The organism is Flavobacterium anhuiense (assembly GCF_900101855.1).
GTDB lineage: Bacteria > Bacteroidota > Bacteroidia > Flavobacteriales > Flavobacteriaceae > Flavobacterium > Flavobacterium anhuiense.
The window spans coordinates 292,876-306,378 of record NZ_FMVC01000003.1; the positions used below are offsets into that span (position 1 = coordinate 292,876).

Consider the following 13,503-nt stretch of genomic DNA (forward strand, 5'->3'; position numbering starts at 1 on the left):
AATTAAGATGGATTATCAAAATGAATTATCAGGCAAAATTGCTTTAGTCACAGGAGGCACCAAAGGAGCTGGACGAGCAATCGCAGAAAGACTTTTGCAAGCTGGCGCAACGGTTATTATTACTGCAAGAAACACACCCGAAAAAGAAAACAGCAAACTGCATTTCATTCCTTCGGATTTAAGTAAGGCAGAGGGAACCCAAAAAGTAATCAATGAAATACTATCAACTTACGGAAGACTGGACATTCTTGTGAACAATCTTGGCTCTTCTGTAACGCCTGCTGGTGGCTTCGCAGCATTAAGTGATGAAGACTGGGAATCAACTCTGCAGGCTAATCTGCTTGCTCCTGTTAGATTAGACAGAGGATTTTTACCACAAATGATAGAGCGAAAAAGCGGTGTTATCATTCACATAGCATCTATTCAAGGCAAACTCCCTCTCTTTGATTCTACTTTGCCTTATGCGGCCGCAAAAGCAGGATTAATTAATTACAGCAAGAGTTTATCAAATGAAGTTACACCAAAGGGTGTTCGCGTGCTGGCTGTATCGCCAGGATGGATAAATACAACAGCATCAACAGCGTGGCTAGGTGAAATTGCGAGAAATTCTAATATTACTGTAGAAGAAGCCCAGCAAGGAGTCATGAATGCATTAGGTGGGATTCCGTACGGCAGACCCGCAGAGCCAGAAGAAGTAGCAGAATTAGTCGGGTTTCTTGTTTCACCAAGAGCCAGCTATCTGACAGGAACAGAATTTGTAATCGATGGCGGCACCGTGCCAACAATTTAATAATCTTAAAAACAATAGAAATGAACTTGCCAAAAGTAATAGAAGACTTAGTTAATGCACAGAACAGCTTTGATAGCGTTTCTTATGCCAATTGTTTTTCCGAAAATGCGGTGGTATTTGATGAAGGTAAAACACATAATGGAAGACCTGAGATCTTGGATTGGATTGAAGAATCAAACCAAAAATACAAATCAGTGATGAAACCTCTTGAGTGCGCTGAAAACGGGACTGGAATTGTCTTATCAGCAGAGTGCTCCGGTACGTTTCCAGGAAGTCCGATTACATTACAATTTCATTTTGATATTGCTGATGGATACATTCAGTCTTTAAAAGTAACAGGATAAGAACTAAGAAGCGATTGATTTGCAGAAATCATTAAATAACAAAGCGCCGGTTTTCAGAAGAAAATCGGCGCTTTGTTATTCACGCAAAATTTTGCTGTTTTAAGGTTTTATTTTATTAATTAATTGCTGTTTTCTAAACTGAAAAATTGAACCGACAGCAAAGAACAGCAATAAAACAAGAAGCGTATTGCCGATTACAGGATCTTTAATATCCTTCGCTAGCGGATGCCCTAATGGAATTCTAGTAAAAGTTTCATTAACAGTTGGAACCAGAGATAGAAAAAAACTAAAGGACAACCAGAAATTTTCAAAATAACGGGCTCTTGCGCTGTTTTTTCTTTTCCAATTAAGGAAATAGGCTCCCAATACCAAAAAGATTATAAAAATAGAAAAAACATGCCCTGGATTAAATCCGCCATGTTTGGAGATCCCCAACGAAGTTAATGAGGTGACGATTGTTCCGTAAAAATATATTTTGCCGGATAATGTGTTCAAATTGATTTTACCGTATCTGATAAAATCTACAGCTGCCGCGACTATTGCTGCAACGCCTACGATTGTGTGAAAAATTCCTAAATTTGACAATCCCATTTTTTATGTTTTAAATTTGTTTGAAAATACACAGCAAACTTCCGACAGATCAAGAGGAATGTTTTTGCCAAATAGTCCAATTTTTTGGCAATTTGGTTCAGAAAAAAAGCATCCTAGATGAATCCTAAGATGCTTAAAATTTTAAAAAAGGCTATATTTTACAATTGCTGACTATTATTTAGTTTCTGCCTATAATTTGTTGGACTGACATGGTATTTGCTGGTAAAGCTTTTTGTAAAATTCGCCAAGTCATTAAATCCACAGTCAAAAGCTATTTCAGTGATACGTTGATCAGAAACCTGAAGTAATTCGGCCGCTTTTTCCAGCTTTTTCATTTTAATATAATTGGCTGGCGTATCATGGTATATTTTTGCAAATTCACGCTTGAACGATGATACACTCAAATTATTTTGCTGCGCTAGTTCTTCGATGGTGAGTTGTGAAAATAAATTTGCTTCAATAATTTGCTTGAAAGTGTAAGCTGCAGGAGAAAAAAGCTGCGATAATATGAGCTGGATCGATTCTGAATTTTGTGTTTGGGACAAAAGAAGTATAATTTCTTTTACTTTCAACACCAAAATATCCTCGCTAATCAGAGATGGATTTTCAAAATAAAACAATAACCCTTCAATATACTTTTGAATCAAAAAATCACTGTTTATTATTTCACTTGATTTATTGGATATTGCATTCTTAGGTTTTTGAAGCAGCTGCGGAAGTTCCCTTTCGTATATTTTTTTTAATATCTCGGGATAAAACGTAAGGATTACAATTTCACAATTGCCGTTTTGATTTGAATTGCGCATCTGCTTCCCTGAATCTATACAATTCAGCAATAGGGAATAATCGGTTGCAACCTTTATTTGCTCATCATCAATCTGATAATCAACCTCTCCTGCTTTCACATATAAAAAACAAGCCTGTTCCGTTACTGGAAAATCAAATTTAAACGGCGGCGCTAATTCAATTTTCTGAATCAGCGTTTTGCCATATAGATCGTGTTTTTTATAGTCGGTTATCATGATTTTCCCTTTTGACTGATATTTAACTGCTGGCTGCTCACTCTTTTTCAGAGCTATTATCATTAACTAAGCAATTTTAAATTTTAGATTAACCATCACTTTAATACATCTACCCACTACTAACAAAAGTAATAAACGACATTATAACTTTTGTCCATCTTAAAATATTTTATTTCCTTCGTCCGATGCTGCTAATTTCTAACACATCATTTATTCTTTTCTGCCACAAAAACTGACTCTGCGTATGCATTTTTTGTTCCATCTGTGAGATTTTTGGCTACACCGTTTATCCACAATTTTGCTACATATCGATCTACATCATTTTCTTCATATCCAGCTATGTAAATGTTATTATTGTGTACCACAACCGCATTGGCATCTGCATTATTTGTGCCATCTGTAATGTTTGTTGCTTTGCCGTTTATCCATAATTTTAGTACACTTTTTTGGTTAATGCTTTCGTTTCCTACCACATAAACATTTCCTTTTTGAACAAATACAGAAGAGGCAACAGAATAATTTGTGCCGTCAGAAAGGTTTTGGACTTTCCCATTTTTCCATAACTTAGCGATATATTTATCGTTTTCAATTTCATAGCCCGCAACATACACGTTGCCATTTTCTACAAATACAGAAAGTGCATATGCATTATTGAGACCGTTTGTAAGGCTTTGTGGCGTTCCATTTTTCCAAACTTTTGCCACGCTTTTACTGCCATTATTTTCATTTCCGCAGATGTACACATTTCCTTTATCAACATAAAATGAGTTGCCATCTGTATCATTTTTCCCATCTGTAATATTAGAAGAAATGCCATTTTTCCAAACTTTTACAATATAATGAGAATCTCCAAACTGCTCTCCTAAAATGTAAATCATCTTATCTTCGACTATTATCGATTGAATGTGAGCCGTTTTTTTGCCATCGGTTAATTTTTGAATTTTCCCGTTTTTCCAAATTGCGGCTACATATTCTTCGCCAGACATAATAGAACCTCCAACATATATATCATCGTTATGCACAAAAACCGAATTTGCATCGGAATAATGTTCTTTCTCTTCTAAGTCTATGTTTTTTCCATTTTTCCATAATTTCGCAACGTGTTTCATGCCCACTTCATCTGCAATTTCTTCTATAGAACTTTCAAACTTGCTGTCATTATATTCGTATCCAACAACATAAATATCGACCTCATTTGAAATTTTGTCTTTTGCAATTGGAATTTTGCTCGTATTACAGCTTAAAAAAAGTGTCGCAAATAAAGCGGTTATTATAATTTGTATATGATTTAGATTCATTCTTTATTTGATTTAAATAACTATTTTAGAAATATTCCTGATAAAAACAAATTTTCGTCAAAAACTAGCGATACTTCATATGATGCATTTTTGATTATGATGTAATTTGCAAAACGTAATTCACCTTCATTTTTTATCGTTTTTACAATTGTTTTTTTATCCAGTATTTTTAATGCATCTTCAAATTTCATTCCTGCTTTTAGACCATTTTCAAATGATATTTCAACTTTTTTCAAATCATTTAGCGAATAGCTTTTCATACTGTTTGCTTTTTTATTTTCAAGATCTTTCGAATTGACTTTAAAATAGAAGTAGAAATCATGATATTCATCCTGATACATAATCTGATTCATTTCTCCAGAACTACCATTAATTTCTTCTATCCGCTCAAAATTTTTGTTGATTGGAGATTTCAAAAAATCCTCTTCGGTTGATTTTCCAACGATTAGAGTGTTTAAATGCCAATTTCTATCGATTTTTACAACTGGTTTATTTTGAACATCTTCAGGTTTGGTACTGTTTTTAATTAATTCTTTGATATATTTTTCGTTATCGCAACCTCCAAAATCGATTAACCCATTAAAGATGTCCCAATAGCAAGTTTTGGATAAATTTGTACTGTTTAAAATAATAAGCCGGTCATAATCTGGCGCGAAGAAAATGTATTTGTTTTCTTCTTTTACATTCCAATATAAACCATTATCTGTATTTGGATTTTTTGTACCCTTGCCGTATTTCAGCTCTATTTTCTTTAAGATTTCCGATTTCAAATTCGGATCTTCTATCGCTATTCTTACTCCGTAAATATTACTTTCTGCTTTAAAATTCCTTAAAGCATTCTTTAATTCATTTCCGTTTTTAATTCTTTCTAAATCAATGTGAGCACCACCAAATCTTGAAATGCTATCTGTTCTAAGTTTTTCTGAGTTTATTTGAAAAATAATTTTGTGCTCATTCAGATCGATTCCATCAAAAGTATACTTTTGAGATTTTTCTACTTCAGCAAATAAACAAAACGGATACTCAACCGTTTCAACGCCAACAAGTAAAGTATCATTAAATTCTATCAGATTTATTAAAGGTTCATCCAATTTTAGTTTTGATAAATCTATTTTTTCTGGTTTAGTGCAGGAAATCATAAATGGTAAAATGGCAAGTAAAAATAAATGTATTTTCATAAACAAATTATAAAGTGTAAGAATCAATATCAATCAAAATATCCAAGAAAATTAGAATTTAAAACTGCATCCAAAACAACAAAGTGTCAAAATTAGATCTTTATTGCTTTTGTTAAGATGTTTTGTTTTATCCTTTATTTTGAATTTCGTGATTCTAGTGTAAAGTACTCAGGTTTCATAGGTGTGTTTTTATCATTAGATTATTACATAAACTAAATCTCACTACAAATTTTCAAAAAAAGATAAAGAGAATTGAAGCAGATATAAATTAGCCAGAAACAATTCGATATTCGTAAAGATATTTTATAAATGCGTATTAGAGGTTCTTAACCAATTAAACTTCGAATTTCCAAATATTATGTCTAAGGAAACTTCAATTATTCTCCAAATTCTTCAGATTGTAACATCCGTACCCTATAAGCCTACAATTACACTTTCCTCTAATGCAATGACCTATTTTTCAGTCTCTACAAAGACTTCAATATTATTTTTTTTGGGCATATTATATAAATCCAAAACATAATCCTGTAAAATCGCCATTACCTGCTTTGCTACTTTTAGCTTATTAAAAATCTAAAAATCAAAGCAATGGAAAATAAAAACACGATAACTAGACGCTCAGCTATTACAGGAATGGGTGCTATCTGCCTGACTACTGCCTTTACCCCTGTTCTTGGTGCAGATTTCACGGGAGACGAAAAATCAAACATCCTTCCAGAAGACCCTAAGACAAAATATCCTCGTCCGCCTTTCAAAGAACAGAAGCAACCTTGGCCAGGACTTGTAAGCAAAATGGATCCCCGTCCCGACCATGGTGAGAAAAGCTATAAAGGATCTGGCAGACTTAAAGGCCGTAAAGCGCTCATTACAGGAGGAGATTCAGGAATGGGTAGAGCCGCAGCAATTGCTTACGCGAGGGAAGGTGCAGATGTCGCCATCAACTACTATCCAACAGAAGAGGAGGATGCCAAAGAAGTCATCCAGCTCATTAAGGCAGAAGGCAGGAAAGCTATTGCCATTCCTGGGGATTTAAGAGACGAAAGCTTTTGTAAGTCGTTGGTGGAAAAAGCCGTTAAAGAACTTGGAGGATTGGACATCGTTATTAACAATGCTGCCAGACAGCAGACTCATGACTCCATCTTAGACATTTCCACAGAAGATTTTGATGCGACAATGAAAACCAACATCTATGCTCCCTTCTGGATTATAAAAGCGGCACTTCCTCATTTAAAACCAGGCTCGTCAATAATAGGAACAAGCTCCGTTCAGGCTTATGCTCCCACCGAGGACCTCTATGATTACGCACAAACCAAAGCGGCAACCACCAATTACATTAAATCGCTGGCCAAACAGCTTGCTCCAAAAGGAATACGAGTGAATGGCGTCGCTCCAGGACCTGTATGGACGCCACTGCAAGTAAGCGGAGGTGCCACAATGGAGAAGCTTAAAAATTTTGGAGGACAAACCCCAATGGGAAGACCAGGACAGCCCGTAGAGCTGGCTTCCATTTATGTGCAACTGGCTGCTGAAGATGCCAGTTACGCCACTGGACAGATCTACGGATCCAGCGGTGGGGAAGGAAATCCTTAATTACACCAAAAAGCTGGACATGGCTATAGAATACAAGGAATCTCAATTGCTACAAGAGAATAAAGACTAAAAGTAATCTACTATATCTTAAATACTTATGAAAGCTGTCATACTGCTGGCCACCCTCAAAAACAAAGGCCTTTCCAATACAGAAACGCTTACGGAATTCTTCTGCGGTTTTCTTTCAAAGCAGAAAATCGAATTTGAAATCATTAGACTTGCGAACCATAAAATTCTTCCTGGAACCTACATCCATTTGGAACAGGAGGATGACTGGCCTGCCATTTATGGAAAAATCCTTAAGGCAGAGATTCTGATCTTTGCCACTCCAATCTGGTGGAACAATCATTCCTCCGAACTTCAGCGTTGCATTGAGCGACTCGATGAAGTATTTGACATCATCAATTCTGGAGAAAATTCTCCTCTAGAAGGCAAAATGGGAGCCGTTATTGTAACTGGGGATTCAGATGGCGTGGAGCATATAACTGGAAATATAGCCAATTTTTTCACCTGCACTGGTCTTACCCTTCCTCCCTACGCTTCTTTGGGTGTAATCTGGGAAGGTCACAGCAAGGATTCCAAAAAAACAAAAACCGAGCTCCTAGCCCACTATACTAAAAATTACAGCAAGGATGCCCAATCTATGGCAGAGTCTCTAGCAAAAGCCTTAAAATAAAAATGAACTCAAGTCAAATAGCGGTTCGCAACACAGAATATTTAGCAGCATCATATGAAAAAGCATAGCATCCATATTGGAACTTCAGGATGGTCCTATAAACACTGGCATGGTACTTTCTATCCCGAAAACCTAAAGGCAAAGGATGAATTTTCCTATTACCGCAATTATTTCACGGCAGTGGAAATCAACAATACATTCTATAGGATGCCCACCGATGAAACCTTTGAGAACTGGGAGAGACAAGCTCCAGCGGATTTTGTGTATGTCATCAAAGCCAGCCGATACATTACACATATGAAAAAGCTCCATGACCCCAAAGAGAGCCTTCTTATCTTTATGGACAAAGTAAAGCTTTTAGAAAAAAAACTGGGCGCTATACTATTCCAACTGCCTCCATCCCTTGGAGCCGATCTTACTCTATTGGAGGATTTTCTCATAGCGCTTCCCGCCCACAACCGATATGCCTTTGAGTTCCGTAATAAAGAATGGGATATACCTGAAGTATATCAGCTTCTGGAAAAATACAATGCCGGCTTCTGCATATATGAACTTGCCAGCTACAAATCGCCACTGCAGGTCACCGCAGATTTCGTTTATGTCCGACTGCATGGGCCAGCTGCAGAAAAATATCAGGGCAACTATACCGAGAGTACGCTTGAGCAATGGGCTGAGATATGCCTAGAATGGCTAAAAAACAAAGATGTATTTATTTTTTTTGACAACGACCAGCGGGGATACGCAGCATTTAATGCCCTAAAGCTAAAAGAGCTTGTCGAACAGAAAATGCTGTAAAAACAATTGCAGATGAGGCAAAGCAATTTGCGCTTCTTTGCCTAAAACTAAAACTATTAATAAACTAAAAAAGAAACTATGGGGAATCTATCGGATTATTTTGGACGAAACATTGACCGCAGAAAAATTGTCATTACAGGCGGAAGCACTGGTATCGGTAAAGCGGCAGCCCTTCTGCTTTCTTCCCTTGGTGGAGATGTTTTTATCTTCGGAAGGGATAAGGACAACCTAGATCAGGCACTGGAAGAAATCCAAGCGCAGGCTGAAGGAAAAGTTTATGGCATAACAGCTGATATTGCCCTGAAAGAAGATATTGAAATGGTCTGGAAAGAAATAGACCAGAAATTGGGCGGTGTAGATATACTTATCAATAATGCAGCTCTGGGAGCTGATGGAATTACTGAGGAAGAATACGAAAATATCAGATATATACTAGAGACCAATATACTTGGATACATCTCCTTTGCCAAAGAAGCTGTAAAAAGAATGACTATACAGCAACGAGGACATATTGTCAATATCGGTTCTATGAGTGCAGAAACGCACGAAGAAACTGGAACGGTGTATGTAGCCACAAAGTCAGCTGTAAGAGGCTTCAGTGCAGCACTCCGAAAGGAGGTAAATCCATTGGGTATCAAAGTATCTCTAATTGAACCGGGTGCAGTGAGTAGCGATATGCAACCAGGAACCAGAGAAGAACACCGCGGGAAAATACAAAAAATGGAAATGCTTGAAGCAGAAGATATCGCGATGAGTATCCTATTCTGCCTATCACAACCTAAACGATGTGATATTGTGAGCCTTCAGGCGCGCCCCCATCTTCAGATCATCTGACCGGACCCTAAAAACAGCCATATCGAGGCAGGCCTAACTAAGCCTGCCTTTATAAATTAGGATTATAATGCTCTCGAACAAGATTTCTATTCTCATCCAACGCGGCATCAAAGTTAATGGTATTGTCTGCTGCATCAGAGAGTTGGCTGTCAGCATCTAGTGCCTGAGCAACAAAACCTTCAAACAGCTCCTTCTCCTCCGCTTTTTCAAGTACTTTTGCTAATATGCTAAGCATACGGCAACTGGCCATATGGCTGTGCAGTATTTTCTGAAGCCAAGCAATCATTGCGGCATCACGCACTGGACCTTTAGAAGTCCGCTCCAATAAAGCAAACCACTCTCTTTGGAAACCGACCGAAGAAAAATGTTCCTTCTGAAAACTTCCTGCCGAAGACTGTAGTGACTGCTTTACATATTCGACACGCCTCTTGGTCCCCGAGAAATTGCCTAGGAGAAAGTTAAGGCTGCGAGAGGAAGCTTCTTCCTTTAAATTTGCTATCGCCATCACTAGCATATTCATCTCTGAAAGCCCCTGAGATGCCAATGCACCATATAGCTGTTGCATACTTTGATGAGTTTTGCTTTTTTTTCTTTTGATTTTCATTGTGAACTAATTTTAATAATTCAAATTTAGTTTCCGCAAAAAACTGATTATTACAGCTTTACATCTCAAGATTATACAATCTAAAGCACAACTAAGGTCTATTTTATTCGTCATACTTTGAAAACAATCTGCAACATGGGAATTACAAAATATTTTCGAATAATTATATAAGAATCAGTATTGACATAGAGATACTTTAGCTCATACCAAAAACTGTTCAAAGCACCCAATCAAACTGAAAACACTCAGGCGCAATGAATTATTAAATAATAGAAGCCCCTAATCACAGCTTCAATTTAAAAACAAGATCTGTACATTTTATGTGTGGCAAGCTTTTCTGCCATGACAGACTATTTTTATATGATTTGAAATTTATGCGGCTGAGCCTTCTGCGCTTCAGCTAGAAGGTTTGGGTATTAATAGCAGGATTGAACTGCTTAAAAAAATGCAATATGGACAAACTTGACATAAAAACAGATCAAAATAATGAATTTCCAATAATGGGTATTGCCTGCTGTGCGGCCTGCTTAGAAAGTCTTAAAACTCTTGTAGGTTCATTAACAGAGACAACTGGTTCTTTTATCATATTTCAGGACCTATCGCAACCGCAGCAAAAGAACCTTTCAGAAATGCTGCAGCAGACTGCCATACTTCCCGTGCAGGAAATTGTCAATACTGCCGAGATGAAGCCCGGCTATATCTATGTAGTTCCAGAAAACAATTTCTTGATTCTGAATCAAGGTACCTTAAGTCTCAAACGCTTTACCAGAGAAGAAAAACCTTCAGAATCCCTGGACCAATTCTTTGGCGCATTAGCCGAGAAATTTGGCAACGATGCCATAGGCTTGCTCCTAAACTATCCCACAGGAGAAGGAGCTTGGGGGCTTAAAAAAATCAGGGCAAAAGGTGGCGCGACTATTGCTGTAGCTGATCTGACTGTTCTTCCCGTCAGCGATGTGACAGACACCACCTTTGACTATTACATCAGACCCACTCATACAGCTGATCTGCTGGCAACAATTCGTGCTGCCAAACTAGCTGTCCAAGACCAAAGTGCTGAAGCGCAGCAAGCGTATGAGAATATCATAAGGCTGGCAGCCATAAAAAGCAGAACAACCTTGGAACGCTTTAACCCTGAAATTCTAAAGCGTAAGATTGCCAAACGAATGGTACTCACCAGACAAAAGAGTCTTGTGGGCTATCTAAGAATGCTCAAAGACAGTCCCTCTGAGCAGGATTTGCTATTTTATGAAATCCTAAACAGTCCGACTTTTTTCTTCAACTCAACTGCATTTGATGTACTCGGCAATATAGCATTCTCTGCTCTTGTAGAAAATAGCTCCGGGAAAGAACTCCGATTATGGTCTCCAGGCTGCCGAAGCGGTGAGGAGGTTTATTCTCTTGCCATTGTTTTGCATGAATATCTGCAAAGTAGTGGCCATAATAATCTTAGCTTTAAGATATTCGCAACCGACATTTCCCTTAAAAACATCAAAAAAGCTAGAACAGGCATTTATTCCCAACAGGATATCAAATATATCGATCAGGTAAGAATGGAGAAATATTTCATAAAAAAAGACAGCAAATGGCAGGTGGGCAGAATCATCCGTGACTGCTGCGTGTTTGCCGTTCACGATATCACAAAAGATTTTCCCTTGTCAGGAATTGATCTGATTTCTTGCCGTAATGCCTTGCCTCTTTTTAGCACAGAACTCCGTTTACAGCTTGCCGCTACGTTTCATTATGCGCTTAATCCAGGAGGCTTTCTGCTTATCGCGGAAGAAGATTCCATTCCACAGAGCGAAGAGCTCTTTCAAGCCACAGAAATAAAAGGGCTTTATATAGGAAAAAACACCTATGGACGCATCCAAACCCGCGATTTACTAAATTCTGCTGTAGCTATAACAGAACATCAGAGCGCTACATCTATTAAACATGAGAGTGTGGATGCAGACACAAAAGATTTCAGGAAAATAACTGCCGAACTGCTGGCCGAGCAATATGCCCCGGCCGCAGTGCTGATCAATGAGCATTTTGAAATCGTACATTTTAATGGAGACACAAGCCCTTTTCTGCAGCCACCTGCAGGAACACCAAACTTTAATATTCTGAATATGGCACATCACGAGGTGCGTCCTATTCTTAAAAAAGCCATCTTAGATGCTAGATCTGAAAAAAGAAGCCAGCAACAGAATGCCGTTCTTTCTATTGGTCATAGCACTTACACTGCCTCTTTTGAAGTGGTATATCTGCCCATGCACAGCGAGCTCTTACTGGTGGTTTTCAGTCGCAAGCCAATCCTAAATAGTGACGAAACGCTGAAAGACTCTATAAAGGCAGAAATTCCACCCCATAACACTAATTCAAAAGAGCTTACTAGAAAACAGGAGCTTTATTTCGAAGAATTACAAACGACTAATGAAGAACTCCTACAACGCACCCAAGAGCTTGAGCTTCTTAACGAAGAACTCAAAACCACAGCAGAAGAGCTGCGATCCAATAATGAAGAGCTATCTTGTACAAACGATGAGCTTAAAGACAGACGTAACGAACTTTCTGCCTTACAGCAGCTGCATGCCTCAATTATCAAAAATCTGAAAGAACCTCTGATTATTTTGGACCAGAACCTTATTGTACAAAGCGCCAATCCAGCCTTTTACCGCAGCTTTGGAATACAAGACGGCATAATCGAAGGGCTCTCTATCTTTGATGGAGCCAACTCTCAATGGATTTCGCCAGAATTTAAAGAGTTAGTATTGCAAAGGATCAACCGCATGGAAATGGTGCAGGACACCAGAATTTCTTTGGCATCAGGACCAACATTACGCACATACATGGTTAATGCAATGGCAATCGAAAACGAACTGCAGCAGTGCGTAATGCTTACCTTTAGAGACATCACAGATTTTGAAGAGGCTAAAAAAGAGCTCTCATTCCAAAAACAGCAACAGCTAGAGCGTAGCACACAGTTGGAGCACTTCACCGCATCGGCGACCGATAAGCTGTTGGATCCAGTGCGCAAAATCCACATGTTTGCAAAGAAAATAGTCGACACTGAAAAGTCCCTTACACAAGGAAGCATACATAGTTTGGAGCGGATTTTAAACACCTCCCACAATCTCGAAAGACTCATTGAAGACCTTGTGATCTATTTAAGAGTCCATTTCGAGCAGAAAAAACCTAAAAAAACCGATTTGAACCAGATTTTAAGAAAGGTGCTTAATGAATTAAAGAGTCCCATCAGACAAACCAGTGCTATAATTGAATCCGAAGAGCTGCCGCTGATGCCGGTCATTCCTTGCCAGATTAGGCTGCTCTTTGCCCATCTCATCAGCAATACATTACGCTTTGCCAACGAAGCGTCTGCTCCTATGCTTAAAATCACACTGCATCACATCAAGGATATTTCACATGAGATTTCTGGCGCCTATCCAGAAAACGAATATATCAAACTTTCGTTCACAGATAATGGAAGAGGTTTTGAGCAGAATTATGAAACTCTAGTCTTTAACCCTTTCTATCAGCTGCATCGTAACGAAAAAAACTATGGCTCTGGACTGGGTCTTGCTTTGGTGCGGCAGATTGCGCTGAATCATCACGGTATGGCAAAGGTCAGCAGCTCTCTGGGACAAGGTACAACAGTCAGCATCTATCTTCCTGTGACCGTTTCTTTTGAAGAACAGTGCAGCCCAAACTAAGATAGAACACTGTATTAGCTTATTTAATTCCAGCCTTATCGTACCGCCGGTCCTGAATTATCGGGAAAACGCACTACACCATT

General features: G+C 38.3%; 12 protein-coding genes. 7 read left to right on the forward strand and 5 right to left on the reverse strand.

Going from position 1 to position 13,503, the window contains the following annotated elements:
* Nucleotides 1-7: 7 nt before the first annotated feature.
* Both BLP44_RS09270 and BLP44_RS09275 read left to right on the forward strand, forming a co-directional pair.
* On the forward strand, nucleotides 8-790 hold the full coding sequence (locus BLP44_RS09270) for an SDR family oxidoreductase (protein ID WP_008463639.1): 783 nt from the start codon (nucleotides 8-10) through the stop codon (nucleotides 788-790).
* 20 nt (nucleotides 791-810) lie between these two features.
* Entirely contained in the window at nucleotides 811-1,134 is a 324-nt protein-coding gene (locus tag BLP44_RS09275; protein WP_091132037.1) for a nuclear transport factor 2 family protein, read from the forward strand.
* A gap of 99 nt (nucleotides 1,135-1,233) precedes the next feature.
* Here BLP44_RS09275 and BLP44_RS09280 read toward each other — a convergent pair whose 3' ends face one another.
* The 4 genes from BLP44_RS09280 to BLP44_RS09295 form a co-directional block, all read right to left on the reverse strand.
* Nucleotides 1,234-1,725 carry a hypothetical protein gene (locus BLP44_RS09280; RefSeq protein ID WP_091132042.1) on the reverse strand — a complete coding sequence of 164 codons (492 nt, stop codon included), beginning with the start codon at nucleotides 1,723-1,725 and terminating at the stop codon, nucleotides 1,234-1,236.
* Between the two features lie 158 nt (nucleotides 1,726-1,883).
* A complete protein-coding gene (locus BLP44_RS09285; protein WP_244511717.1) occupies nucleotides 1,884-2,630 on the reverse strand; it encodes a helix-turn-helix domain-containing protein in 747 nt (248 codons plus the stop codon).
* 323 nt (nucleotides 2,631-2,953) lie between these two features.
* On the reverse strand, nucleotides 2,954-4,045 hold the full coding sequence (locus BLP44_RS09290) for a Kelch repeat-containing protein (RefSeq protein WP_091132046.1): 1,092 nt from the start codon (nucleotides 4,043-4,045) through the stop codon (nucleotides 2,954-2,956).
* A gap of 20 nt (nucleotides 4,046-4,065) precedes the next feature.
* On the reverse strand, nucleotides 4,066-5,223 hold the full coding sequence (locus BLP44_RS09295) for a hypothetical protein (protein WP_091132050.1): 1,158 nt from the start codon (nucleotides 5,221-5,223) through the stop codon (nucleotides 4,066-4,068).
* Between the two features lie 588 nt (nucleotides 5,224-5,811).
* Here BLP44_RS09295 and BLP44_RS09300 point away from each other — a divergent pair.
* The 4 genes from BLP44_RS09300 (at nucleotide 5,812) to BLP44_RS09315 (ending at nucleotide 9,118) form a co-directional block, all read left to right on the forward strand.
* Nucleotides 5,812-6,813, forward strand: coding sequence for an SDR family oxidoreductase (locus tag BLP44_RS09300; RefSeq protein ID WP_066034784.1), 1,002 nt, complete (start codon nucleotides 5,812-5,814; stop codon nucleotides 6,811-6,813).
* A gap of 97 nt (nucleotides 6,814-6,910) precedes the next feature.
* Nucleotides 6,911-7,489: a flavodoxin family protein gene (locus tag BLP44_RS09305; RefSeq protein ID WP_008463630.1), complete on the forward strand. Its 579-nt coding sequence runs from the start codon at nucleotides 6,911-6,913 to the stop codon at nucleotides 7,487-7,489.
* Between the two features lie 54 nt (nucleotides 7,490-7,543).
* Nucleotides 7,544-8,284: a DUF72 domain-containing protein gene (locus BLP44_RS09310; RefSeq protein ID WP_091132054.1), complete on the forward strand. Its 741-nt coding sequence runs from the start codon at nucleotides 7,544-7,546 to the stop codon at nucleotides 8,282-8,284.
* Between the two features lie 78 nt (nucleotides 8,285-8,362).
* Nucleotides 8,363-9,118, forward strand: a complete 756-nt coding sequence (locus tag BLP44_RS09315; protein WP_091132057.1) for an SDR family oxidoreductase — start codon at nucleotides 8,363-8,365, stop codon at nucleotides 9,116-9,118.
* A gap of 49 nt (nucleotides 9,119-9,167) precedes the next feature.
* On the opposite strand, the gene BLP44_RS09320 is transcribed toward BLP44_RS09315, so the two are convergent.
* Nucleotides 9,168-9,722, reverse strand: a complete 555-nt coding sequence (locus BLP44_RS09320; RefSeq protein ID WP_091132060.1) for a DUF892 family protein — start codon at nucleotides 9,720-9,722, stop codon at nucleotides 9,168-9,170.
* Nucleotides 9,723-10,174: 452 nt separating this feature from the next.
* Between BLP44_RS09320 and BLP44_RS09325 the strand changes: the two genes are divergently transcribed.
* The gene (locus BLP44_RS09325; RefSeq protein WP_091132064.1) at nucleotides 10,175-13,420 is read left to right on the forward strand and encodes a CheR family methyltransferase; all 3,246 of its coding nucleotides are present in this window, start codon (nucleotides 10,175-10,177) and stop codon (nucleotides 13,418-13,420) included.
* The last annotated feature ends 83 nt before the right edge of the window (nucleotides 13,421-13,503 follow it).

Bases quoted from the DNA above. Each gene is read 5' to 3' on its own strand.
- BLP44_RS09305 (WP_008463630.1), top strand. From the start codon at position 6,911: ATGAAAGCTGTCATACTGCTGGCCACCCTCAAAAACAAAGGCCTTTCC.
- BLP44_RS09315 (WP_091132057.1), top strand. From the start codon at position 8,363: ATGGGGAATCTATCGGATTATTTTGGACGAAACATTGACCGCAGAAAA.
- BLP44_RS09300 (WP_066034784.1), top strand. From the start codon at position 5,812: ATGGAAAATAAAAACACGATAACTAGACGCTCAGCTATTACAGGAATG.
- BLP44_RS09325 (WP_091132064.1), top strand. From the start codon at position 10,175: ATGGACAAACTTGACATAAAAACAGATCAAAATAATGAATTTCCAATA.
- BLP44_RS09275 (WP_091132037.1), top strand. From the start codon at position 811: ATGAACTTGCCAAAAGTAATAGAAGACTTAGTTAATGCACAGAACAGC.
- BLP44_RS09320 (WP_091132060.1), bottom strand. From the start codon at position 9,722: ATGAAAATCAAAAGAAAAAAAAGCAAAACTCATCAAAGTATGCAACAG.
- BLP44_RS09270 (WP_008463639.1), top strand. From the start codon at position 8: ATGGATTATCAAAATGAATTATCAGGCAAAATTGCTTTAGTCACAGGA.
- BLP44_RS09310 (WP_091132054.1), top strand. From the start codon at position 7,544: ATGAAAAAGCATAGCATCCATATTGGAACTTCAGGATGGTCCTATAAA.
- BLP44_RS09280 (WP_091132042.1), bottom strand. From the start codon at position 1,725: ATGGGATTGTCAAATTTAGGAATTTTTCACACAATCGTAGGCGTTGCA.
- BLP44_RS09295 (WP_091132050.1), bottom strand. From the start codon at position 5,223: ATGAAAATACATTTATTTTTACTTGCCATTTTACCATTTATGATTTCC.
- BLP44_RS09290 (WP_091132046.1), bottom strand. From the start codon at position 4,045: ATGAATCTAAATCATATACAAATTATAATAACCGCTTTATTTGCGACA.